The sequence below is a fragment of the Janthinobacterium sp. PSRC1-1 genome, assembly GCF_049897525.1.
In the GTDB taxonomy this organism is placed as follows: domain Bacteria; phylum Pseudomonadota; class Gammaproteobacteria; order Burkholderiales; family Burkholderiaceae_D; genus Janthinobacterium; species Janthinobacterium tructae.
The window spans coordinates 377,918-401,364 of the sequence record NZ_JAFCWK010000003.1 but is presented as its reverse complement, the minus strand read 5'-3'; the positions used below and the strand labels follow the sequence as shown (position 1 = coordinate 401,364).

Genomic DNA, 23,447 nt, shown 5'->3' with positions numbered 1-23,447 from the left:
GTTGACTTCATTGGAAAGGACACACAATGCACATCATGATCGTGGGCGCCAGCCGGGGCCTGGGACGCGCGCTGGTGGACGGTTTGCTCGCTGACGGACATACCGTCATCGGCGTATCGCGCCAGCAACCCGCCGACTTGCCTGCCGGCCAGGGCACCCAGCTGCAATGGATCGCGGCGGACCTGGCCGCGCCGGCCGAGGCCGTCGAACGCATCGCGCGTGTCGCGCCCGCCGTGCTGGACGCGGTGATCTACAACCTGGGCGTGTGGGAAGAAAAAGCCTTCAGCGATGACTATGCTTTCCTCGGCGATGCGGACGAGGCCATCGTCGACATGGTCAATACGAATATTACGGCGACGATATTGCTGCTCAAGCGCCTGGTGCCGCGTTTGCTGGCCAGCAGCAAACCGCAGTTGATACTCACGGGGTCGACGTCGGGTCTGCGCCAGAGCGGCCGCCCGGAAGTGACGTTCAGCGCCTCGAAATTTGCCCTGAACGGCATCGCCGACGCCTTGCGCGAAGGTTTCCGCGCACAGGGACTGGCCGTCACGGCGCTGCAGCTGGGCTATTTGAATACCTACGATGGCTTGTCCGTGCCGCTGGCGGACGCCGCCGCACGGGGCGAAGGCGAGCTGATCCCCGTGCATGATGTCGTTGCCGTCGTGCGCATGCTGCTGAGCCTGTCGAATGCCTCGTTCGTGCGCGAACTGGTGCTGCCGGCGCTGCGCGACGAGCGTTTCTGACTGTCAGGTATCTTCGCCGTAGACCTCGGTCCAGCCCAGCCGCTCTTCCAGCCATTCATCCACTTCGGACGAGTCCATCTGCAGGAGCAGGGCGCCCAGCCGCAGCTTGCCCTTGGCAAGGGCCAGCACGGCAAACACGGATTCCAGCATGACGGGGTCCAGCTGGCCCTGCAGGTCGCGCGCGGCGATGGCGGGCAGCTGCGCCCAGGCTGCCTGGTAGCTGCCGGCCAGCCACTCCGGCAGGGGCGGATTGTGCTTGCGGTGGCGCTCCAGCTCGATCAGGGCGATGAGCGCATAAAAATCTTCCTCGCGCGATTGCGCGTTGCCCAGCAGGTGGACGAGCTGGGGCACGGCCGCATACGAGGCGATGCCCACGTCGCCCTGGTGGTGCAGCTCTTCCCACAGTTCATGCCAGACGTCTTCGCCCGCCTGCATGGCCTTGAGCGCTGCGGCCACGTCGTAGGGCATGCGGTAGCCGCCTTCCAGGGTGGGCCAGATGGGGTCGTCGAGTGATAGCAGCATTGTCTTCCTCCTGATATAAACAGGTAATGAGTGTTGGCGCGCATGCGCAAACAGACGGGTCTTACGGATGCCCCAGCACGCCAGGGCAATGCTCGAACCAGCCATCGTCTTCTTCCTGTGCAATAAAATCCGCGATCAGCGCCTGCTGCGCGGTCGGCGCGGCGGCCAGCAGGGTGTTGAAGCAGGTGATGGTCGAGGCGTGGGGCGTGCCCGCGCCGTTGGCGATACCGACGAGAAAGTCACCGGCCCAGTCTGGCAAGCTGGCGATCAGGCGCGGCAATTCCTGCAGCAGGGCGGCGCAATACGCCGTCTCGCCGAAGCGCCAGGCGGCGTGGTTGGCCGTCTGGTAGGCGCCGTAATCGTGCCCGGCTTGCACGGACTGAACAATGGCCAGCGCGTAGTGCGCGCCTTCCGCGCCCGTCAGCGCGTCGAGCATGGCGCAGTAGCGCTGGAAGCGCCGCTGCGCTTCATCGGGCGGCGTGCTGGTATCGTCATCCTGGACGATGTTGCCCACAATTAGTAATTCGGCTTTCCATAGTTCAAAGGCGGTTGGCATGGCTGTGACTGGCGAGAGTGGCGGCGGACATGATTATGCCCGGCCATTGGTGTTTCAGCGTGTTAATTGAACATGTTACAGTCCGCCACTGCCGCCAGCCCGGCGCGGCTTTGCATGGATTAATGACCGATGCCCACCTGGACTTCCCCGCCTCAACTCGTTGCCCTGGCCGCCTTTTATGCGCAAGCGCAAGCGCATCCGGATGCCTTCAGCGACGCTGCCTTCCTCGACGCCGTCAAGGCTGCCCACTGGCCCACCAACTGCTGGAGTTACATGGAGGCGTCGTTCGCCATCATCGCGCCCGCCTGCCTGCTGCGTCCGCATCTGACCGCAGAGCTGATCGCTTTCCCCATCGATGCCATGATCGCGGGTGGCCTGGACCATGCGGAACAAGTCATCGCCATCGGCCTGGACTGCGCCATGCGCGACACGCCGTATGTGGCGCCCAGCGAGGAGGGCAAGCGCTGGCTGACGCAGGTGTGGCCGACTCTGGAAGAGCTGGTCGAGACCGTGTTTCAAGCCAGGCTGCAAGCGGCGCTGGCCGATGATGAGGACTAGGCAAGCCTGTGCTTGACTTGGAAAGCCGGTTTACGTTAGGGTATACGTAACTACTTACATATATCCTGATCTCATGTCCTCCAACTTGCAAACCTACGGCTCCCTGATGCTGGCCAGCCGCCTGCGCCGTCTTTCCGATCAACTGTATGCGGGTGTCGATACCAGCTATCTGGCCGCCGGCGTCGAGCTGACGTCGCGTTGTTTCCCCTTGTTATTGCTGCTGCGCGACAACGGTCCCACGGCGATCACGGCCCTGGCCGCGCAGATCGGACAGACGCATCCGGTGGTGGTGCAACTGGGGCGCAAGCTGCTCGACGCTGGTATGGTGACGGAGCTGCCGGACGCCAAGGACGAGCGGCGCCGCCTGCTGGCGCTGTCCGACGCCGGGCAAGCCTTGCTGCGCACCATGGCGCCCCTGTGGGACGATGTGCGCGCCGCCGTCGATGCGGTGTTCGAGCAAGGCACGCCGCAGCTGATGGCCAGCCTGGACCGGGCGGAAGCGCGCCTGCAATCGCAAGGCTTCGGCGAGACGATCGCCGCCTGCCGGCGCCAGCGCGAGCGGGCCGCGGTGGAAATCATCGATTACGCGGCCCAATACGCGGCCGATTTCAAGCGCCTGAATATCGCCTGGCTGGAACGCTATTTCTATGTCGAGGCGCTCGACGACAAGGTGCTGTCCGATCCGCAAAGTTCCATCCTCGACGCTGGCGGGCAGATTTTCCTCGCGCGTTTGGACGGCAAGATCGTCGGCACCTGCGCGCTGATACGCGCCGGCGACGCCAGCATCGAGCTGTCGAAAATGGCCGTCACGCCAGAGTGCCAGGGCCTGGGCATCGCGCGCCGCCTGATCGAACGGGCTTTCGACGCCTTCGAGGCCAGCGGCGCCAAGCTCCTGTTCCTGGAGTCGAACAGCAAGCTGGCGCCCGCCATCCGCCTGTACGAAAGCAGCGGTTTTAGCCACGTGGCGCGGCCCGCCGGCGACGCGCATTACCAGCGTGCCGACGTCTACATGGAGTGGCAGGGCAGGTAGCACACGCGAGGGCGCCACGCGGCGCTCCCCAGCGGCCGTCTCCCGCGTTACAATACGCGCACCCATAACGGAACTCAGGTTCCACTATTCGAGACGCCGACGCCGCATGCCTTCCTTCCCGATGCCCTTCCCGCAGATGATCGTTCCACCGGAGCCCACCCAGGCGCGCAGCAAGCAAGCGTTCGAGCGCCTGCTGCTGGTGGGCGAACAGTTGCTGGCGGAAAACCGTTTCGATGAAATCGGCGTGGCCGATCTGGCAAAACTGGCGGAAACCTCGGTCGGCACCTTTTACCGTTTATTGGGCGACAAGGACACCCTGAGCCGCTTGCTGCTGCAGCGCTTTTTTTTCGACATGGTGGAAAAGGTCGAGACCCTGACGGAGCTGCGCCAGTGGGAAGGGCGCAGCCTGGAAGACTTCATCCGCGCCATGGTGGCGATGTTCGTGGCCGTGAATGGCGGGCGCAGCGGCGTCTTGCGCGCCTTGATCACGCGCGCGTCGCAGGATGCGCAATTTCGCGACAGGGTGCATCAGATCAATCACTTGATTTCGCAACGCACGGTCGCCGTGCTGGCCAGCAAGTCGTCCAGTATCCGCCACCCGAACCCCACGCAGGCGATGATGGTGGTGCCGCCCGTGCTGCTCGGTATCCTGAACCAGCATACCCTGACGGGTTCGCTGTCCTTTTTGTCGGGCGCGGCACTGGAAGATGAACTGGTGCGTGTTGCTTTAAATTACCTGACTTGAGATATTTAGCGATTTAACTTGAAATCGGAATTCGGATTCCGTATTATGTTTTCCAACAGCAGGAAAACATATTCCTGCACCTGAACACAAAGCATGTTCAACAGCAAGGAGACAGAATGCGGCGTCACACGACATCCGATGTTCCATTGCATTACCTCGACCTCGATCCCGGCACACAGACAGGGCAGGGCGATCCCGTGTTTTTGCTGCACGGCCTCGGTTCCTGCGCCGAAGACTGGCGCCCGCAGATCGACGCCCTCGGCAGTTCACACCGCCTGATCGTGCCCGATATGCGCGGCCATGGCCGCAGTCCCGCACCGGGCGGCGACTGGCAGATCGGCGACTTCGCCAACGATCTTTTCAATTTGATGGACCAGCTCGACGTGCCGCGCGCGCACGTCGTCGGCTTTTCCCTGGGCGGCATGGTGGGCCTGGAAATGGCCAACCGCGCGCCGGGCCGGGTAGCCAGTTTGTGCCTGATCAACTCGCAACCGTTCCAGGGCAGCAAGCCGGCGTCGTTGCTGTTTGCCTACTGGCTGCGCCGCACGGTGATTGCCACCTTCGGCCTGAAAGCCATGGGCAAGATCATCGGCAAGAAACTGTTTCCCGATCCATCCCAGCAAGCGCTCGTCGAGCGCTTCGCCACGCAGATGGCAGGCATGGACAAGCGCGCCTATCTGGCCGCGCTGGACGCCATTTTCCACTGGGATATCGAACTTCACTTCCAGGCCCTGGCCATGCCCGTCTTCATCATGGCGGCCGACCAGGATTACACGCCCGTCGCCAGCAAGCGGGCCTTTGCCGCACAGTTTCAGCAGTGCGAGATCGAGATCATCGCGAACTCGCGCCACGCCACGCCCCTGGACCAGGCGCAGCGTGTGAATACCTTGTTGCAGTCCTTCCTTACTCTACATTCAAAATAAACAGGCCACTCGCCGCACGGGCCGAGGGCCGGAAACAGTCATCGCAGGGCAGGTGCTCGCATTGCGCGCGCCGGTACCGTGACGTCTTGCGATTCTGGAATCCGGCCGTCTTCCCTGGTGGCAAGCAAGCCTGACATTGGAGACGCTATGAAACTTGCTTTGAAATTGATGCCCGCCGCCCTCGCCGTTGCCGGTGCCTTTGCCACCCAGGCCCAGGCGCAGGAAGCCACTCCCGCTGCTGCCAGCACGGCCCAGGAAGCCAGCGATGCGAAAGAACGCATGGACACCGTGACGGTCTCGGCCCGCCGCCGCGAAGAGCGGCTGCAGGACGTGCCGCTGGCCGTCACGGCGTTTTCCGCCAAGGCCCTGGAACGGGCGAATATCCAGAACCTGGCCGACTTGCAGGAACGCGTGCCGAACCTGACCGTGTACGCTTCGCGCGGCACGAATACCACGCTGACGGCCTTCATTCGCGGCGTGGGCCAGGCCGACCCCGTCTGGGGAGTGGACCCGGGCGTGGGCATCTATTTTGACGACGTCTACATGGCCCGTCCGCAAGGCGCGCTGCTCGACGTGTTCGACGTGCAGCGCATCGAAGTGCTGCGCGGCCCGCAAGGCACCCTGTACGGCAAGAACACCATCGGCGGCGCCATCAAGTACATTTCGCGTCCGCTGGCGAAGGAAAACGGCGCCTCGGCGGAAGTGGGTATCGGTAATTACAACCAGCGCAACTTCAAGGCCGCCTTCAACCTGGCCAACGAGAACGGCACCTGGCGCGCACGCCTGGCCGCTGCCAAGCTGGACCGCGACGGTTTCGGCCGCAACACCTTCAATGGCGAACAGGTCAGCGACCAGGACAGCACGGCCGCGCGCCTGTCCGTCGGTTACTTTCCACAAGACATCCCTTTGACCGTCGTGCTGAGCCTGGACGCCACGGACGACAAGTCGGGCGTGCGCGGTTTCCAGCGCATGGGCGTGAGCGCGTTTGACCCGCTCAAGCGTCCCGCCAGCACGGATGCGTATGACATCCAGAGCGGCATGCCGGGCAACAACTTCACGCATAATCGTGGCGGTTCGCTGGTGGCCAATTACACCTTGTCGAACGACTGGTCCGTGAAAGTGATCGGCGCCAAGCGGCGCAGCACGTCCGAGCAAACCATCGACTTCGACGGCTTGCCGCAACCGATCGCCGACGTGTTTGGCGACTCGCGCGACGAGCAGAAAAGCCTGGAATTGCAAGCCTCGTACAGCGGCGACTACGGCGCCGGCGTGATCGGCCTGTACCGCTTCGAAGGCACGGCCGGCGGCGGCATCTACAACAATTTCCTGGGGCGCCAGTTCACGGCCGCCGTCAGCACGGTGGAGACGGACAGTACGGCGCTGTACACGGACTGGACCTGGCCGCTGGGCAAGGTGTGGAGCATCAATGCGGGCTTGCGCCACACGCGCGAGGAAAAGCGCGCCATCGTGCTTAACCGCGCCTTTGCCGACGTGGGTTTTACGCGGCCCATCCAGACGGCGGCCGACTTCGACAAGTCCTTGTCAGTCAGCAATACCTCGCCGAAAATCTCCGTGCGCTATGAAGCGTCGAAGACGACGAATTTCTACAGCAACCTGTCGCGCGGTTTCAAATCGGGCGGCTACAACGTGCGTGCCAACAACCTGGTGGTGCCCGATTCCGCGCGCCCCTACAAGGATGAAAAACTCGACGCGCTGGAAGTGGGCATGAAATACGCGGCGCCCGACGACACGTTTGACGCCAACGTGGCCCTGTTTTACAACCGCTACAAGGATATTCAGTTGTCCGTGTTTACCAGCTACGTGCAGCCGGGCGGCGTGCCGGGCTTCTATGGCGACTTCACGAATGCGGGCAAGGCGACGGTGAAAGGCGCGGAATTCGAATTCTCGTGGCGCCCGAACCGCCAGTGGGAAGTCAACGGCTTTCTCGCCTTGCTCGATGCCAACTATGACGAGTTCATGAGCGGCGGCAAGAACATTGCGGATACGCAGAAGTTCAGCAATACGCCAGCGCGGCAAGTGGGCTTGAATGTGACGCGCACGGACCGCGACGTCTTCGGCGGCGCCCTGCGCAGCATGGTCGGCTATGGCTACCGCAGCAAGGTGTATCCGACCACGGACTTGAGCGAAACCCTGGCGCAGGGCGGCTACAGCATCTGGACGGCCGGCGTCGTGTGGGAAGCACCGAAGCACTGGACCTTCAGCCTGCATGGCAGCAACCTGGGCAACAAGCGCTACCGCACGGATGGCTACAATATTCCCGCCGTCTTCATCCTCGACGGTTTCTATGGCCCGCCGCGCCAGATCATCGCCAAGGCAGGCTATAAATTTTAAGAGCTTGTAGGAGTGGCCGGTTTGCGTTGGATCAAGCCGGCCCATGTCGCTGTTTTCGTCCTTAATGAATCAGGAGACTGGCATGGCATCTAAACTGCGTCACTTGTTATCTGCAATCATCGCCGCTTGCGGCTTGCTGGCCGCGCTGCCGGCGGCCGCTGGCCAGTGGGACTTCGGCCTGTACGCGAGTCTGTGGGGCACGCGCGAGTACCAGGTCTGGCTACCGAGCAACTACAATCCGAACACGCCGCTGCCCGTCGTGCTGATGCTGCACGGCTGCGGTTCCGAGCCGAACAGCATGGCCGCCGTCAGCCGCTACAACCAGCTGGCCGACAGCGAGAATTTCATCGTCGTCTATCCGCGCCAGAACGTCACGGCCAACCCCATGCGCTGCTGGAATTTCATGTTGCCGCTGAACCAGGAGCGGGGTACGGGCGAGCCTGCCGTGCTGATGGGTATCTTGAACAAGGTCAAGAGCAAGTATGCGGTGCAGGACAGCCGCGTGTACGTGACGGGTATCTCGGCGGGCGGCGCCATGGCTTCCATCATGGCCGCCTGCTATTCCGACGTGTTCGCCGCCGTGATGGTGCATTCGGGCGGCATGTACAAGGGCGCCATCGGCATGCTCACGGCCGCCGATTCGTTGTTCAACGGCAGCTCGTTCGACCCGAAAGTGCGCGGCAAGGATGCCTGGCGCTGCTCCGGTTCGCCGCGCCGGCTGATGCCGACGATGGTGTTCCACGGCACGGCCGACATCGTCGTCAACCCGCTCAACGGCGAGCAAACCATCGAGCAATTCCTGCAGACCAGCGATGTTGGCGACGATGGCCTCGACAATGACAGCGTGCGCTACCGTGCCGACAGCATCGTGCGCCAGACGGTGCCGTACGGCCGCAGCTACTCCATCGACACCTACCTGCACAACGGCGCCGTCATCGCGCAAAAGTACACGGTCGAGGGCATGAACCATGCGTGGAGCGGCGGTCCTCGCGGCTGGCCCTTCAGCGATGAGCTGGGACCGGACGCCACCGTGATCAGCTGGAATTTCTTCAAGCAATACCAGCGCTGATGCGTTGATGAACTTGCAGCTTCCGGGGCGCAGCGATTGGGCCCCGTCGTGCTGGCCAGGCGGCAAAGGCTGACGGAAGTGATGGGAACCTTGGCAGGTTCTTACTAAATATCAAGTATTTCCTTGCCATCCCGTGGCATTGTCGGTTCTCCAGCTTGATGTAGGAACGGGGAGAGCGCCATGGACGGTGTTGAATCGATGTTGGGTGGCGAACGTCCCTTGCGCCTGCGCCTGGGGGTGTCGCCCAAGATACCTGCCGGTGTGCTGATGCCGCAGCGTATCGCCGGCAGCGAGGCCATCTGCGGCGGGATCGAATACCGCGTGCTGTGCGTTTCGACGCATGCCGACTTGCCGCTCAGTAGTTTGATTGCCTTGCCGGCCGCTATCGATATAGTCACCGACCAGGGGCAGCTGCGCAGCATCTGCGGCCTCGTCACGCAAGCGAGCGCCGGTGACAGCGATGGCGCGCTCGCCAGCTACCAGCTGGTGCTGACGGACGCATTCGCCATCATGGAAAAACGCTGCAATACGCGCGTCTTCCGGCGTCTGACGGATATCGAGATCGTCAAGACCCTGCTCGATGAGTGGATACGCAGCAATACGGTAATGGCGCATGCCTTCCAGTATGCGTTTGCCGATTTCTTCGAGGCGCAGACGTATCCGCAGCGCGAGTTTGTCATGCAACACAATGAATCCGATGCGGCGTTCGTGCGGCGCCTGCTCAAGCGCAGCGGCGTCGCCTGGTTTTTTCGTGCCGAGGGCAAGACGAATGCATATGCCGAGCCGGCGCATACCCTGGTGTTATTCAACCACGCCGATGGCTTGCGAAAGAACATGGCCGACACGGTGCGCTATCACGCGGACCGGGCAACTGAAGAGCGCGACACCCTGACGTCGTGGAACGAAGTGCGCAAGCTGCAGGCGGGCAAGGTGACGCGCCATAGCTGGAATGAGGAACACCCGCGCGCGCGGCCGTTCATGACCGCCGATGCCTTGGGGCAGGGTGCACAAGGCATGCATGGCAATGCCATTGCCGCCACCCTTGATGATTATCGCGTGCTGCCGCCGCGCGCGGGCATCGATCATGATGCCTTGTGTCAGCTGGGCATGCTGGCCATGCAGCAGCACGATTACGAGAGCCATTGCTTTCATGCCGAAGGCAGCGTACGCGACCTGTGTCCGGGTGAATATTTTACGCTGGCCGAGCATCCGGACATTGACGCCTTGCCAGCGGCCGCGCGCGATTTTGTCGTCACGTCGCTGCACGTGGCGGCGCAAAACAATTTACCCAGGGAGCTGGCCGCCCGGGTGGCGCGTTTGTTCGCGCGTAACCGTTGGCTGGCCGATGAGGCATCGCTGCCGCAGCGCGAACTGGCGGCTGCCGTGGACGGTGGCCCCTTGCGCATGCAGATCGAACTGACGGCAGTACGGCGCGGCGTGGCCATCGTGCCGGCCTACGACACGCGCAGTGATTTGCCGCCAGTCACCATGCAAAGCGCCGTGGTGGTGGGGCCGGCCAACGAGGAGGTCCATTGCGATGCGATGGGCCGGGTCAAGGTGCGCTTTCCCGCCACGCGCAAGCTGGACCATGAGCATGCAGGCGGCACGGGCGCCTCCGACACGGATGCCGATTCGGCCTGGGTGCGCGTCGCGTCGAGCTGGGCGGGAAACGGACCTGGCAGCATGCAGCAATGCGGCTATCTGGGCTTGCCCCGCGTCGGCAGCGAAGTTTTGCTGGCTTTCCTGGGCGGCGATCCGGACCGGCCCATTATCGTGGGCCAGTTGTACAACCATAATGCGCGGCCGGTGGCCTTGAGCAAGGTGGGCGACCTGCCTGGCAACCGTTATTTGTCCGGCATCAAGAGCCGCGAGATCAAGGGCACGCGTGGCAATCAGCTGCGCTTTGACGATGTGCATGGGCAAATCAACGCCCAGCTTGCCAGCGATCACGGTTCCAGCCAGCTCAACCTGGGCTGGCTGACGCAGGACCGGCGCAATGGCCAAGGCGACGCGCGCGGCGAGGGGGCCGAGCTGCGCACCGATGAGCAACTGGCCATGCGTGCGGGCAAGGGCATGCTGCTCTCGGCCTGGAAGCGGCTGAACGGCGATGGCGGCCACATGGCGCGCAGCGAATATCTGGGCCTGATGGAGAACTGTCTGGAATTGTTTCGCTCGCTGGGCAGTTATGCCGCCACGCATCAGGCGCTGGAGAACGCGGACGAAGCGCAGCAGGAGTTGCAGCAAAGCTTGAAAAGCTGGGAAGGCGGCAGCAATACGCAGCCGCGTGCCGAATTGGGCGGTGCGGCGGCGATTGCCGTCACGGCGCCGGCCGGCATCAGCTTTGCCAGTTCGAAGGCCATCGTCAGCTATGCCGTCAGCAATATCGATACGGTGGCGCAGCAGCACCTGCAAGCGGTGGCAGGCCAGCGCTACAGCGTCAACGCGGGCAAGGGCATTTCGCTGTTTGCCCATGCGGATGGCATCCGCGCCATCGCCCACCATGGCAAGTTCTTGCTGCAAAGCCAGCATGACGACATGGAACTCAATGCCGGGAAAAACCTGAAGCTCACCGCCAGCGAAGGCAAGCTGACGGGCATGGCCGATGAAATCGTGTTGATCTCCAAGCATGGCGCATTCATCCGCATCGCCGACGGCATCACCTTCGGCAGCCAGTCGCCGCTGAACTTCAATGCGCCCAATTTTGTTTTCAACGACCCGCAGAGCATGGCGGTGGAGTTGCCAAGCTTTGCCGAGGGCAAGGCCGACCAGCAATTCATTTTTCAATACGAGGGCGACGACAGCCCTGTCGATGGTGTGCCGCCAGCTCCCCAACTGGCGCCGCAGGCGCACTTTGCCGTGAAGCTGGAGGATGGCTCGTCGGCTGATGGCCGCAGCGATGGAGGCGGCAAGACGGACGTGCTGGAGCGCGCGGCGATGCACCTGGCCGCCATCGAAGTGTTCAACAACAAGGATTGATGACGCCAGGAGAGTGCGATGGGCAGCTATCCGAAAGTGCCGTACGTGGTGGGCGATGACGTGGCGCTCCTGCATTGCGAACGCACCGTCTGCAAGAAGGTCAAGATACGCCGCAACCTGCCGGGTAATATCATCGTCATCCATGGCGTCAACGATGTGGGCGTCAGCTACAAGGCGGTGGAGCACGGCTTGTGCGAGGGCTTGACGCAAAGGCTGGGGCGCGGCTTTACGCCCGCGTCATACCGCATGCCCGTGGCGGCGGACAAGGACAAGCTGGAAGATGATCCCGACGCCGTCTTCTTCAAGCGCACGATCGCCAAGGACACCAACAGCCCCGTGATTCCGTTTTACTGGGGCTACCGCGAAGTTGAGGGTAAGACGACTACCGTCAACGGTCAGTTCGTCGATCGCTACGGCAACCGGCTGGACAAGGATCTGTCGAAGGAAGGCGGCCCCTTTGGCAACGCCACCAGCAGCTTGCCCGACATGTGGCGTCCGGGCATGTATGCGCCGGCGGACCCCATGGGCGATGCCTTGCGTCCGCTGAGGACGGCGCCCGGCCGCATGTACATGGTGCTGGCGGCGCAGCGCCTGGCCGCGCTCATTTCCATGATCCGCGATTATGATGCCCAGGACACCGTCAGCATCGTCGCGCACAGCCAGGGCTGCCTGCTGTCGCTGCTGGCGCAAGCCATGCTGATGGAAAAGGGGTTGGCGCCGGCCGATAATTTGATACTCACGCATCCGCCATACAGCCTGGTGGACAGCCTGCCTCTGTTGATGCGAGGTGCCGCCTGGTTCGATGGCGGCGAGGATGCGGCGATGAAGCCCTATTACCATTTGCTCAGTGGTGCGCAGACCATGGGCGCGCGCCTGCAGACATTGGTAAACATCGTGGCCGGGGTGGCAAAAGGCAGTGGCCAGGCCTGCCAGCCGTCGTTTGCCGACTTGAAAAAGGACGAGCATCGCGGCATGGTTGGCAGCCGCTGGCAGAGTGCCGACGACCGCGACAATCGCCGCAAGGTTTATCTGTATTTCTGCCCTGAAGACATGACGGTGGCACTCGATAACATTCAGGGCATAGGGTGGGATGGTGTGCCCGATCATGCATCGGGAAGTGAATTGGTGGAAGAGGAAGAGACATCGAGTCTTGATGGCTACAGTATCTCCTCCGGGCACACCAAGATAGTGGAACATCAAAAGGTGCGGAGCGCGCTGGCGGAACTGGGTGGCAGATTTTATCAGCGGGTATTCAGCAACAAGACCCGGCTCGATCCGGCCACGGGAAAGACCACGGTGTCGTTGGTGGGCAAGCCGCCACCGTTTGACTTTCCGTTGCGTCTGTCGACGGAAACGGAGCAATCGCACGTGGAGGTTTCTTTGCGAAAACACCGTGCACAACATCAAGCGGTGGCCTGGCCTGTCAATACCCGGTTGAGCAAGACGGAGCAGCGCAATGGCATTCGTACTATCACGGGCGAAGCATTGAAGCAGCCCGTAGCCGCCGACTTGCGCGGCACATCGCAAATCGATCCGGTAAATATCCCGGCAACGTCCATGATGAGAAACCGTCCTGTTGCCGATCAGGGGCCTGCGGACGAAGTCGATCCCTGCGATGCGTCGGTCGCACCGACCAGCGGGAGCGGCATGCAATTACGCAGCGAATATCGTCCTGATCCTGGTGGTTATCAAAAGTTTCCCGAACGGGTGGAACACCTCACTCCACGAGAGCTGGCATTGATGACGGCAAGCTACAACAAGGAAAAAGGACTGGACGTGAAAGACAAGCTGGATCAACGCGAAATTGTATCGGCGCAACGCTACCCTGACAGCAAGGTCGTGGCGAAAATTCAGGAAAGCCCGAACGAGGCGCGCTTGCGCTGGCAGCGGGAAGTCAGTGCCAAGTCTTTCCACAGTTCCATTATCGGTAGCGCGAAAAATCATAGCCAGGTGACCGCGTATGACGTGGCGATTGGTAGCGGCAAGGCGTCATCCGATCCGCAGTTCTATGCGTATTTATGTGCGGTGGCGGATTGGCGGGTGAAGATGCTGAAGAAAGGTGAGCAACCGAGAGACGGAATACTATTAATGCATCGATTTCGTGCTTTGTATTCTTCTTATCTGGATGTTGAGCCAGCATGGCGGCAATCAATTATTGAAGGAAATATTGGCTATTACAACAGCGGAAATTTGCCTGCAGGACTACCATTATTGTCGGGCGCTTTATGGAAGATTGTCGTATCACAAACAAAAAATATGAAAATAGTGGCTGAAAAAAAGATAAGTAGCGTGTCCAAGACGCATCGATAACAGGTTATTGGGACTGATTGTGCTTCCTTCAGAATTGCTGACCCAAAAGGTGAGAACTATGATGATGCTTCGTTGGTTGGGGATATCGATAGTTGTTGTAATTTTATTTGCTGGCTGGTTATGGCTAGGCGCCGCATCTAAGAGTCAGGCACGTGAAATTGCGTCACAGTTGCAGGCGAAACAGCCAAAGGTGCCTGTGGAACCGGTGCGGGAGTATGTACTGGAGGTGATTGGACTTGGCGTTACCCTGGATAAGTATCGACAAGGAAAGCTGTGGGATATCTTACAAAAAGGAAGTGCTTATACCAGCATACGTGAGCAGGATCCGACGAAGTATCCGTGGAAAGGGATGGATAAGGATGGGCAGGGGGGAGGCCGAGCCTGCGACGCATTGGAAAACGGCGTTAATTTCACACCCATGTATTGGGGCTTGCCATCGTTGTATGCTGGTTCTCCCATTCTTGATCCTGACGAGCAACCCAGTTTGTACGAGCCGATGGCTGGACTGGTAGCGGGTGCGTCGACAATTGGCCTGCCGGCGCATTTATTTTCGATAGGTCCTTGGAAATTGGATGAGAGACCGGATCGCTTGTTGATTGAAGCCTTTGAATTTTTCGACCAACATCCAGAGCTGCCTTATGTTGTCGTACATTCCGAAGATAGTGTGGGTACGCGCGATGGAGGTCGCAAGCCGGGTGATGCGATGAGACTAAAGGATGGCTATTACATCCCCGAGATGCCCGATGCCACCGCCGTGTTTGTGTTGGCGCGCCGCGAAAGAATAGATCCTTTGCGCCCTTACGTATGGGAGGATCCCGAGAATAAGTTTGTACAGGGGCACTTCAAGGCCATGTATTACGATTTGAAGAGTTCATTGGCCAGGCCAGTCAAATCAATATGGTCCAGTCTTAGCATGCCTCGTCAACCCACCGTCGCCGAATGGCTCGCCGCTGCCGCCGCTTTTGCCCAGCGGCCCGATATCCGTGGCGTGGGCTTGCATACGTTCGACAAGCTCAATCCCTGGGAAAATCGCCCCCCGCGTGACTGGAAGCCGACGCCGTGGTTCCCCATTCCCTGGAACCGGGAACAGATGGAAACCTTTGACCGCCTGCCCTCGTTCGGTTTCGTGCACCGGCCTGTATTCGTCAAGTTCGCGGATGAAGAAGGCAAGCCCGTCACGCGGCGCGACGCGCGCCAGAAGATATTCAATGCAGGCTGGCAGCAGGCACTGCAGACCTTGTCGGAGGCGCAGCGCGGCAAGGGGCCGGCGCGCATCGTGGCCGGCACGGGAAATCAGCCGGAACAGTTGCTGATGTTGGAAAGCCTGCTGCATGACTACACGGCACAGGGCGGGCCGGAAATCGACAGCGGCAAGAGCGCGCAGTTCATCAATACCGATCTTCGCCTGGGCAATACGGGTGCAGCCACCTGGTTCATGCAGATGGCCATCGGCGTGATGGGCAGCTATCGCGATGGTGGCGCCAGTGCGGCGATCAATCTGCGCGACAGCAACGAGGCCAGCATCATCTTCATCACGCCGCCATCGGACGCAACCCGCAAGAAGCAGGATGCCGGCGGCGATATCTTCCGCAGCCGCGTCACGCCCGCCGTCGATCCAGCCAACTATGCGGCGCCATCGGTGGACGCCATCCTGGAAAGCTCGGCGGGACAATAATTCGGGAGGCAGCATGCGCAAAGTCATCCGTTTGGGCGACGCCACGTCGCACGGCGGCAAGGTGCTCAGTTGTGCCGCCACGCACTTCACGGTCAATGGGATTGCGGTCGCCTGCGTCGGGGACTTGTGCAGCTGCCCCATCAAGGGACATCAGGGCTGCAAGATTGCCAGCGGCTCGTCCCGGCACAGCATCAACGGCATCGCCATCGCCTTTGAGGGCGACACCACCACTTGCGGCGCCAAGCTGCTCGCTGGCGGCGCCACCTTGCGCACGGCCTGACGCGGCGCGCTCCTGGTATTTCCTGGTAACTATATAATCTGCGCTTGGGCGATACCCGCCCCTGAACGTCGATTGAAGGAATGCCATGCCAGGATATTTCATGCGCTCTGTAGCGCTCTTTACCGTATCGGCCGTGTGCATCTCAGCCAGCGCCGCCGAGGCGGTGGTGGTGGATGCGCAGCAGCGCGCGTCCTTGCTGGAATTTTATGCGCAGCAATATCCGGGCGAGCCCGCTGCGCGCACCGTGTTCGAGAGCGTGCCCGTGGTCGGTGGCAATGGCAGCGAAGTGGTGGGCAGCGTGGAAACGTCGCCGTACCGTGGCCATGGCGCGCTGTGCCGCACGCAGCGCACCAAGTTCGTGCTGCACGGCGAAGGCAAGCAGGCGCGCTGGCAGGAGGCGGGCATGGAATATTTTGCCTGGCTCGACCGTGGCACCTGCCGCCCCGTGGCCGAACCCGTGCGCATGCTGCAACGCGTCCCCGATGTGGAACTGGAAGGCGTGTTGCTGTACCAGAAGCCGCTGCTGGAGCGGGCGCGGTTATTGATGGCAGGTAACACGGCCTGCGCGCCGCTGCGTGCGCTGAAGTTTGCGCTGGCGGCCGTTGACGTGGGCGCCGCCGCGCCGAGGGCCGAAGAGCGTTATGCACTGGTGTTCAAGAGCGACCGCGACAGCTACGCGCGCGTCTGGCTGCGCAAGAGCGGCGCCCAGTATGACGCCTGGAATGTGACTTGCCCGCCAGTGCTGTAAGCTGCGCCTCTTCGATTTATTTTTTGACTGTTGCAACCATGAACGAAAATTCCACTTCCGCCCGCAGCTGGGGCACCATCGTCACGCATAGCGACGAGATGGCCATCATCTACCGCTATGTCGAGGCCTTCCATGACGACTGGGACCTGTCGTCGCAACCGGACCGCATCATCATCGCCTGGCGTTATGAAGATGAAACAGGCATGCCCGCGCCGAACGAGCGCGAGCACATGGAAGAGCTGGAAGCGGCGCTGGCGCCCGTGGTGGAAGAGGGCGGCTTCGCCACGCTGGCGCTGGTGTCGACCGGTGAAAACCTGCGCGAATGGATTTATTACACGCAGTCGGGCGAAGAATTTTTCAACCGCCTCAACACCGCGCTGGCGCCGCGCCCGAAATTCCCGATTGAAATCCGCAGCGCGGCCGACCCCGCCTGGTCGACTTACGCGGGTTTCATGGCGGCCTTACCCCCAACGACCTGATCAAACCTGCTGCGCGTCGTGATCTGCCACCTGCGATGCTCACTGTGCTAAAGCACAGTTCCGCTCTCGGCGACAGCTCTCTTCCGCTCGCGACGGTTTTATCAGGGTTGGATCTAATCAGGTCAGCGCGGCCGCCACGATGCGCGTGGCGGCCGTGATGATGTCCTGGTTGGTGTCCGCGTTTTTCTGTTCGCGCGTGTAGTACACGGCGATCACCAGCGGCGCGCCGCTGGGCGGGTAGGCCACGCCGATATCGTTGACGCTGCCATACGCGCCCGAGCCCGTTTTATCGGCCACCTGCCAGCCGGCAGGCACGCCGGCGCGGATGCGCTTGTCGCCCGTCGTGTTGCCGCGCATCCAGGCGTCCAGTTGCTGGCGCTGCGGCGCCGGCAAGCTATTTCCCAATAACAACTGCTGCAAGCTGTGCGCCATCGACGCAGGGCTGGCCGTGTCGCGCACGTCGCCGGGGATGGCGCTATTGAGTTCCGTTTCCCAGCGTTCCAGCTGGAACACCGTATTGCCGATGCTGCGCGCAAACGCCGTCACGGCTTGCGGCCCGCCTAATAATGTCATCAAGAAATTGGCTGCGCTATTGTCGCTGTACTGCAAGGTGGCGGCGCACAGGTCGGCCACGCTCATGCCATCGGCCAGATGCTTTTCCGTGATGGGCGAATAGGTGACCAGTTCCTTTTTCTCGTAACGCACGTGCTGGTCCAGCAAGCCCGGCTGGCTGACGCTGCGCGCCAGTACGGCGGCCGCCAGCATCGCCTTGAAGGTGCTGGCCAGGGGGAAACGTTCGTCGGCGCGGTAGGCCACGCGCAGCTCGCTGCCGTGGCGCCAGGCGGTAACGCCGAGGCGTCCGCCTGCGGCCTGTTCCAGCGCGGCCAGCTGCGTGTGGGCGGCGGCGATGCTGGTGGCGGGCGCGGCAAACAGCAGCGGTGCCGGGCACAGCATGGCGGCGCCACTGGCCAGCAGGAGGTGGCGGCGGACGTGGTTCAGGGATTCAGTCATGGTTTGTCGGTATTGTTGGTGTGGAAAGGGTGGCCAGCAATTCGCCGATGGCGAGCAGGTTGGCCGGTTTGGTCAGATGGTGGTCGAAGCCGGCCGCGCTCGATTGGCTGCGGTCGTTTTCGGCGCCCCAGCCCGTCAATGCGACGAGCACGACGTTGGCGCCGGCCGGTATCCGGCGCAGCGCGCGCGCCACCTCGTAGCCGTTCATGCCAGGCAAGCCGATGTCGAGGAAGATAACGTCTGGCAAGAACTGCGGCGCCACTTCCAGCGCCTGCGCGCCATCGTGGGCCACTTGCGTGGCATGGCCCATCATGTCGAGCACGGCGGCGAGGGTATCGGCCGCATCGATATTGTCGTCGACCACCAGCACGCGGAAGTGCGGGCCGCTGGCGCTGCGGAGCGGCGCGGCCGGTGCGGCGGGCGCTTGCGCTTCCGCCAGCAGCAGGGGCAGGCGCACGCTGAAGGTGCTGCCCAGGCCGGCGCCGGGACTGGCCGCCGTGGCGCTGCCGCCATGCAGCTCGGCCAGGCGCCGCACCAGCGACAGGCCGATGCCCAGACCGCCCTGCGCGCGGCCCATGTTCTGTCCCACCTGGGTAAACATGTCGAAGACGGTGGCGATCGACTCGGCGGGGATGCCCACGCCGCTGTCCTGCACCTCGATCAGCGCCTCGTCGCCATCGCGTACCGCGCGCAAGCTGATATGGCCGCCGGCGGGCGTGTACTTGGCGGCATTGTTGAGCAAATTGCCCAGCACTTGCGCCAGCCGCGTGGGGTCGGCCTCGAGCGGCAGCGCCTGCTCATCGAGCGTTACCTGCAACTGGTGGCGGCCCGCTTCGATCAGCGGCATGCTCGTTTCCACGGCGCCCGCGATGATGGTTTTCAAGTCCGCGCGTTCCAGCCTGAGTTCGATCTGGCCCCGCGTGATGCGGGCCACGTCCAGCAAATCATTGACCAGATGCACCATCTGATTGACTTGCCGCTCCATCACGTCGCGCACGCGCGCCATGGTGGCGGGCTTGTCGGCGGCCAGGCGCATGATCTGCAAGCCGTTGCGGATGGGCGCGAGCGGGTTGCGCAATTCGTGCGCCAGGGTGGCCAGGAATTCCGTCTTGCGCCGGTCCATCTCGGACAGGTTGTCGGCCAACTGGCGCAATTGCTGCTCCGAGCGCTTGCGCTCGCTGATGTCGCTGAACAGCACCGTCAGCAGGCGGCTGCCGGGGCCGCCCAGGCGCGCAGCGAAGACCTCGAACCAGCGCTCCATGGCCACGGCTTCGTTTTCGTAGCGCACGGGTTCGCCCGTCTTGACGACCTGGTCGTACAGGTCGAACCAGTGCTGGTCGTGGTCGGGCACGAAGCTGCGAATGGTCTTGCCGATGGCATTGACCAGCCCCGACTGCTTGACGAAGGCGGCGTTGCCTTCCAGGTAGCGGAAATCGATAGGGCGGCCCTGCTCGTCGTACAGCATTTCGATCACGCAAAAGCCCTGGTCCATCAGCTCGATCAAGGTGCGGTAGCGTTCCTCGCTGCGGCGCAGCGCATCTTCCACCTGTTTCTGGCGCGTGATGTCGAGCAGGACGCCGGGAAATTGCAAGGGTGTGCCATCGGGCGCATACTCCGCGCGGCCCCGCGCGATGACCGAACGGTACTGGCCATCGCCGGCGCCGATGCGGTAGCTGGCCTCGAACGGCGTGTGCGCGTGCACCGCCTGGCTTATCTGCGCGCTGACTTGCTCGCGCTCATCGGGATGGATGAGCGCCAGGTAGTGTGCCAGCGGCGCCACCGGGGGCGCATCGGCATGGACGGAGAACAAGCGCGCCATATTGCTGTCGGCCGTGACCCGGTCGGCCACGATGTCCCAGTTCCAGGTGGCCACTTCACCGGCCTCCAGGGTCAGGCGCAGGGTTTCCTCGTTCTGCTTGCTGGTCGTCAGGTCGAGCGAGATGCCGGACAGGGCGATCACGTTGCCGGCGCCGTCGCTGGTGCAGGTGCCGCGCATGTGCGCCCAGTGCAGCGATCCATCGGGCCAGCGCACGCGGATGTCGATCTCGAAATCGCTGGCGCTGGCGATGGCGGCATGCACCACCGTTTGCCAGTGCTGCAGCTCGCCGTCGAGCATGGCGCCCGTCAGCTGCGCGTAGTCGACGTGGCTGGCAGGTGGCAGGCCCAGATTGGCCTTGAACGCGTCGGAGCCGGCCATGCTGCCGCTGCCCAGGTCGATCTCCCACGTGCCCATGCGGCCGCCCTGCATGGCCAGGCGCAGCCGCTGTTCCGTCTGCCGTTGCTGCGTCACGTCGCAATGCGAACCCAGCCATTCAACGATGCTGCCGTCGGGCGCCAGCACAGGCAGCATGCGCACGACCATATTGCGGTAGGTGCCGCTGACGTGGCGCAGCCGGTATTCCGCTTCGAACACGCTCGTCAGATGTGACGGCATGACGTAAGGCAAGTTGCGGTCGTCCGGATGCAGTGCATTGAGCCAGCCGCGGCCCAGCAGTTCGGCTTCGGTCTGGCCCGTGAAGGCGCGCCAGGAGGGCTGGTCGGCATCGAACTGGCCGAAGGTCTTCGTGCTCCAGACGATGTCGCAATGGGCGCGCAGCAGTGAATGGGCGGCCTGGGCGGCGGCGATGGAGGACGGGACGGCGTTGCTGGGCTGGCTCGGTTCTGGCATGGAGGCGATCGACGATGGTGCGGGGTACCGCCGCCGCACTGGGATGGGGCGGCATGGCAGTTCAATTCTGGCGATATTACAACTATTTTTACGCTCTGGGCTGTCTTGCAGGACGCCAATTCTACTTTCTGCAGCCCACGAGAAAAAGGCGCGCCATCCAGCCAGTCAGCGGGGGAAATGGCAAGGAAATAGCAAAACAGGGGCGCTATTGTGGCTGAATAACCACTAGTCGGCCCGTTATGTTGATGAATGAATATTTTACATAACAATATTCTTGCAGCGCATCAGGCGCGTGAATTAAATTGGCGCCTTATTTAAAAGTTGGTGTTCATCAGACATCCCAGAGATGCGGCCGCCACCGCTGTCAGCTTGGACGACAGCCAGGGCAGAGCCAGTGACGCCAGGAGCGGAGAAACATCCGCTTGCGCTGCTGCACCGAGATGGTGCAAACGATCATCCAGCGCCGTACATAAGCCGGAGACAGGTTTCGCAATACTTTTTTAAACTTCTGGGAAACAACATGATCAAGATGTCCAAGATGCACCAGCGTTTGTGCGCCAAAAGCGCCGCCATGCTGGCACTGTCCGCTGCCTTGCCTATCGGCTCGGCCTATGCTGATGAAGTCGCTGCTGATACGACCCCTGCCGCCAGCCAGCTGGAAACCGTGACCGTGACGGCGCAGCGCCGCAAGGAAAATATCCGCGACGTGCCCGTTTCCGTATCGCTGCTGCGCGACGAGAAGCTCGACGTGCTGGTATCCGGCGGACAAGATATCCGCGTGCTGGCCGGCAAAGTGCCTAGCCTGAACGTGGAATCGTCGAACGGCCGCACCTTCCCCCGCTTCTACATCCGCGGCTACGGCAATACCGACTTCAACATCTTTGCATCGCAGCCTGTTTCCCTGATTTACGACGATGTCGTGCAAGAAAATCCGATCCTCAAGGGCTATCCGATTTTTGACGTGGCCGGCGTGGAAGTGCTGCGCGGCCCGCAAGGCACCCTGTTCGGCCGCAACACGCCGGCCGGCGTGGTGAAATTCGAATCGGCCAAGCCGAAGCTGGAGAAGGTTGAAGGCTATTACAACGTTTCCATGGCCACGCACAACACCAGCAATGTCGATGGCGCCGTCAACGTGCCGCTGAGCAAAGAATGGGCGCTGCGTGTCTCGACCCTGCGCCAGCACCGCGACAATTATGTCGACAACACGTTTACGGGCAAGAAAGATGCGCTGGACGGCTACAACGAACACGCCGAACGCGTGCAACTGCTGTACGCACCGAACACCACGTTCAACGCCCTGTTCAATGTGCATCAGCGCACCACGACCGGCAGCGCGCGCCTGTTCTTCGCCAATGCAATCAAGAAGGGCACGAATGACCTGGTCGATGGTTTCGACCCGCAAAAATCGTACACCAATGGTCAGAACTTCCAGCGCCTGCGCACCAGCGGCGCCAGCGCCCGCCTGAGCTGGGACCTGGACAGCGTCAAGCTGTTCTCGATCACCGGCTATGAAAAGGTCAACAATTACCTGAGCCATGGCGACATCGACGGCGGCGTACCTGGCCCTTCGAATAATTTGCCATTCCAGGTAGAGACGGCTGGCGGCATCAGCGGCGTCACCCAGTACAGCCAGGAGTTCCGCGTCGAATCGAAAAACGCCGGTCCTTTGAACTGGCAGTCGGGCCTGTACTTCTTCGATGAAGATGCCAACGGTTTCACCGACAACTTCAACAGCGACACGGGTGCGCTGACCTCGCACGTGGCCAGCCATCAGAAAAACAAGGCCTGGGCCGCCTTCGGTTCCGTCAACTACGCCGTCAACGAAGATTTCATGTTGCGCGGCGGCTTGCGCTATACCAAGGACAAGAAGGATTTCAACACGGTCGAAGCGGATCGCGTGAAGCAAATCTCCCCCACCAGCGCCGATGTCAGCAAGGGCAAGGTCAACTGGGACTTGAGCGGCACCTATAAATACAATAAGGACGTGAACTTCTACGCCCGCATCGCCACCGGCTTCCGCGCGCCGAGTATCGCACCAGCTGGCGACAAGGTGCCTGTCACCATCGCTGATGCGGAAACCATCCTGTCCTACGAGGCCGGCATCAAGGCTGACTTGTTCAACCGCCGCGCCCGCGTCGCCTTCAGCATTTACGATTACGAGATCAAGAACCAGCAACTGACCGTGGTTGGCGGCAGCGCGAACGTCAACCGGCTGATCAATGCTGCCAAGACCAGCGGCCGTGGCGTTGAGCTGGACCTGGAAGGCTTCGTGACGCCTAGCCTGAAAATGTCCCTGGGTGGCAGCTACAACTTCACCCAGATCAATGACGCTGGCCTGGCCGTCAGCAAATGCGGTTTTGCTTCCTGCACCATTCTTGATCCGATCAATGCCGCCGGCAACGTCGTCATCAACGGCAATCCGCTGCCACAGGCGCCAAAATGGATCGTCACGGCCACCGGCCGCTATTCGATCCCGCTGGAAAACGGCGAACTGTTCCTGTTCACGGACTGGGCATACCGCAGCAAGATCAACTTCTTCCTGTACGAAGCGGCCGAATACACGGGCAAATCGTTGCTGGAAGGCGGCTTGCGCGTAGGCTACATCTGGGATGCCGGCAAGTATGAAGTGGCCGCGTTTGGCCGCAACATCACCGATACCCGCCGCATCACGGGCGCCATCGACTTCAACAACCGCACGGGCTTCATCAATGAGCCACGTCAATTTGGTGTGCAGTTTAAAGGCAACTTCTAATTGCCTGATACGAGGCGCCGGCCCTTGCGGCCAGCGCCTGCTTCAACCTG

Annotated in this window: 18 protein-coding genes; 14 read left to right on the top strand and 4 right to left on the bottom strand. The window is 61.9% G+C overall.

The window, feature by feature from the left end:
* Positions 1-26: 26 nt before the first annotated feature.
* Positions 27-743 carry an SDR family oxidoreductase gene (locus tag ACP7DW_RS08420; RefSeq protein ID WP_298410583.1) on the top strand — a complete coding sequence of 239 codons (717 nt, stop codon included), beginning with the start codon at positions 27-29 and terminating at the stop codon, positions 741-743.
* Between the two features lie 3 nt (positions 744-746).
* Here ACP7DW_RS08420 and ACP7DW_RS08415 read toward each other — a convergent pair whose 3' ends face one another.
* Entirely contained in the window at positions 747-1,265 is a 519-nt protein-coding gene (locus ACP7DW_RS08415; RefSeq protein ID WP_426054555.1) for a hypothetical protein, read from the bottom strand.
* A gap of 61 nt (positions 1,266-1,326) precedes the next feature.
* Positions 1,327-1,821 carry a hypothetical protein gene (locus ACP7DW_RS08410; protein ID WP_426054556.1) on the bottom strand — a complete coding sequence of 165 codons (495 nt, stop codon included), beginning with the start codon at positions 1,819-1,821 and terminating at the stop codon, positions 1,327-1,329.
* A 129-nt stretch (positions 1,822-1,950) separates the two neighbouring features.
* On the opposite strand from ACP7DW_RS08410, the gene ACP7DW_RS08405 reads away from it, so the two are divergent.
* From ACP7DW_RS08405 to ACP7DW_RS08350, 12 genes are all read left to right on the top strand, one after another.
* Positions 1,951-2,379, top strand: coding sequence for a hypothetical protein (locus tag ACP7DW_RS08405; RefSeq protein ID WP_426054557.1), 429 nt, complete (start codon positions 1,951-1,953; stop codon positions 2,377-2,379).
* Between the two features lie 73 nt (positions 2,380-2,452).
* Complete coding sequence (locus ACP7DW_RS08400; protein ID WP_426054558.1) at positions 2,453-3,409, top strand: bifunctional helix-turn-helix transcriptional regulator/GNAT family N-acetyltransferase; 957 nt, start codon at positions 2,453-2,455, stop codon at positions 3,407-3,409.
* A gap of 106 nt (positions 3,410-3,515) precedes the next feature.
* Positions 3,516-4,154: a TetR/AcrR family transcriptional regulator gene (locus ACP7DW_RS08395; protein WP_426054559.1), complete on the top strand. Its 639-nt coding sequence runs from the start codon at positions 3,516-3,518 to the stop codon at positions 4,152-4,154.
* A gap of 116 nt (positions 4,155-4,270) precedes the next feature.
* Entirely contained in the window at positions 4,271-5,077 is an 807-nt protein-coding gene (locus tag ACP7DW_RS08390) for an alpha/beta fold hydrolase (RefSeq protein WP_426054560.1), read from the top strand.
* A 147-nt stretch (positions 5,078-5,224) separates the two neighbouring features.
* Positions 5,225-7,429 (top strand): TonB-dependent receptor, encoded by a 2,205-nt coding sequence (locus ACP7DW_RS08385; protein ID WP_426054561.1) that lies wholly within the window; start codon positions 5,225-5,227, stop codon positions 7,427-7,429.
* A gap of 82 nt (positions 7,430-7,511) precedes the next feature.
* Positions 7,512-8,498 (top strand): extracellular catalytic domain type 1 short-chain-length polyhydroxyalkanoate depolymerase, encoded by a 987-nt coding sequence (locus ACP7DW_RS08380; protein WP_426054562.1) that lies wholly within the window; start codon positions 7,512-7,514, stop codon positions 8,496-8,498.
* Between the two features lie 180 nt (positions 8,499-8,678).
* Positions 8,679-11,474, top strand: coding sequence for a type VI secretion system Vgr family protein (locus tag ACP7DW_RS08375; protein WP_426054563.1), 2,796 nt, complete (start codon positions 8,679-8,681; stop codon positions 11,472-11,474).
* 18 nt (positions 11,475-11,492) lie between these two features.
* A complete protein-coding gene (locus ACP7DW_RS08370; RefSeq protein WP_426054564.1) occupies positions 11,493-13,784 on the top strand; it encodes a T6SS effector phospholipase Tle3 domain-containing protein in 2,292 nt (763 codons plus the stop codon).
* Between the two features lie 58 nt (positions 13,785-13,842).
* Positions 13,843-15,459, top strand: a complete 1,617-nt coding sequence (locus ACP7DW_RS08365) for a type VI lipase adapter Tla3 domain-containing protein (RefSeq protein ID WP_426054565.1) — start codon at positions 13,843-13,845, stop codon at positions 15,457-15,459.
* 13 nt (positions 15,460-15,472) lie between these two features.
* Entirely contained in the window at positions 15,473-15,739 is a 267-nt protein-coding gene (locus tag ACP7DW_RS08360; protein ID WP_298410610.1) for a PAAR domain-containing protein, read from the top strand.
* A 100-nt stretch (positions 15,740-15,839) separates the two neighbouring features.
* Positions 15,840-16,487, top strand: a complete 648-nt coding sequence (locus ACP7DW_RS08355) for a hypothetical protein (RefSeq protein WP_426054566.1) — start codon at positions 15,840-15,842, stop codon at positions 16,485-16,487.
* Positions 16,488-16,525: 38 nt separating this feature from the next.
* Complete coding sequence (locus ACP7DW_RS08350) at positions 16,526-16,966, top strand: DUF695 domain-containing protein (RefSeq protein ID WP_426054567.1); 441 nt, start codon at positions 16,526-16,528, stop codon at positions 16,964-16,966.
* A gap of 117 nt (positions 16,967-17,083) precedes the next feature.
* On the opposite strand, the gene bla is transcribed toward ACP7DW_RS08350, so the two are convergent.
* Both bla and ACP7DW_RS08340 read right to left on the bottom strand, forming a co-directional pair.
* Positions 17,084-17,977, bottom strand: coding sequence for a class A beta-lactamase (gene bla, locus ACP7DW_RS08345; protein WP_426054568.1), 894 nt, complete (start codon positions 17,975-17,977; stop codon positions 17,084-17,086).
* On the bottom strand, positions 17,970-20,645 hold the full coding sequence (locus ACP7DW_RS08340; RefSeq protein WP_426054569.1) for a hybrid sensor histidine kinase/response regulator: 2,676 nt from the start codon (positions 20,643-20,645) through the stop codon (positions 17,970-17,972). The genes bla and ACP7DW_RS08340 overlap by 8 nt, the downstream gene beginning before the upstream one ends.
* 520 nt (positions 20,646-21,165) lie before the next feature.
* Between ACP7DW_RS08340 and ACP7DW_RS08335 the strand changes: the two genes are divergently transcribed.
* Positions 21,166-23,397: a TonB-dependent receptor gene (locus tag ACP7DW_RS08335; protein WP_426054570.1), complete on the top strand. Its 2,232-nt coding sequence runs from the start codon at positions 21,166-21,168 to the stop codon at positions 23,395-23,397.
* The last annotated feature ends 50 nt before the right edge of the window (positions 23,398-23,447 follow it).

Excerpts from the sequence above, each read along its gene's own strand:
- ACP7DW_RS08400 (WP_426054558.1), top strand. The coding sequence starts at position 2,453 with ATGTCCTCCAACTTGCAAACCTACGGCTCCCTGATGCTGGCCAGCCGC.
- ACP7DW_RS08365 (WP_426054565.1), top strand. The coding sequence starts at position 13,843 with ATGATGATGCTTCGTTGGTTGGGGATATCGATAGTTGTTGTAATTTTA.
- ACP7DW_RS08390 (WP_426054560.1), top strand. The coding sequence starts at position 4,271 with ATGCGGCGTCACACGACATCCGATGTTCCATTGCATTACCTCGACCTC.
- ACP7DW_RS08375 (WP_426054563.1), top strand. The coding sequence starts at position 8,679 with ATGGACGGTGTTGAATCGATGTTGGGTGGCGAACGTCCCTTGCGCCTG.
- ACP7DW_RS08360 (WP_298410610.1), top strand. The coding sequence starts at position 15,473 with ATGCGCAAAGTCATCCGTTTGGGCGACGCCACGTCGCACGGCGGCAAG.
- ACP7DW_RS08350 (WP_426054567.1), top strand. The coding sequence starts at position 16,526 with ATGAACGAAAATTCCACTTCCGCCCGCAGCTGGGGCACCATCGTCACG.
- ACP7DW_RS08420 (WP_298410583.1), top strand. The coding sequence starts at position 27 with ATGCACATCATGATCGTGGGCGCCAGCCGGGGCCTGGGACGCGCGCTG.
- ACP7DW_RS08370 (WP_426054564.1), top strand. The coding sequence starts at position 11,493 with ATGGGCAGCTATCCGAAAGTGCCGTACGTGGTGGGCGATGACGTGGCG.
- bla (WP_426054568.1), bottom strand. The coding sequence starts at position 17,977 with ATGACTGAATCCCTGAACCACGTCCGCCGCCACCTCCTGCTGGCCAGT.
- ACP7DW_RS08410 (WP_426054556.1), bottom strand. The coding sequence starts at position 1,821 with ATGCCAACCGCCTTTGAACTATGGAAAGCCGAATTACTAATTGTGGGC.
- ACP7DW_RS08385 (WP_426054561.1), top strand. The coding sequence starts at position 5,225 with ATGAAACTTGCTTTGAAATTGATGCCCGCCGCCCTCGCCGTTGCCGGT.
- ACP7DW_RS08340 (WP_426054569.1), bottom strand. The coding sequence starts at position 20,645 with ATGCCAGAACCGAGCCAGCCCAGCAACGCCGTCCCGTCCTCCATCGCC.
- ACP7DW_RS08380 (WP_426054562.1), top strand. The coding sequence starts at position 7,512 with ATGGCATCTAAACTGCGTCACTTGTTATCTGCAATCATCGCCGCTTGC.
- ACP7DW_RS08415 (WP_426054555.1), bottom strand. The coding sequence starts at position 1,265 with ATGCTGCTATCACTCGACGACCCCATCTGGCCCACCCTGGAAGGCGGC.
- ACP7DW_RS08355 (WP_426054566.1), top strand. The coding sequence starts at position 15,840 with ATGCGCTCTGTAGCGCTCTTTACCGTATCGGCCGTGTGCATCTCAGCC.
- ACP7DW_RS08335 (WP_426054570.1), top strand. The coding sequence starts at position 21,166 with ATGATCAAGATGTCCAAGATGCACCAGCGTTTGTGCGCCAAAAGCGCC.
- ACP7DW_RS08395 (WP_426054559.1), top strand. The coding sequence starts at position 3,516 with ATGCCTTCCTTCCCGATGCCCTTCCCGCAGATGATCGTTCCACCGGAG.
- ACP7DW_RS08405 (WP_426054557.1), top strand. The coding sequence starts at position 1,951 with ATGCCCACCTGGACTTCCCCGCCTCAACTCGTTGCCCTGGCCGCCTTT.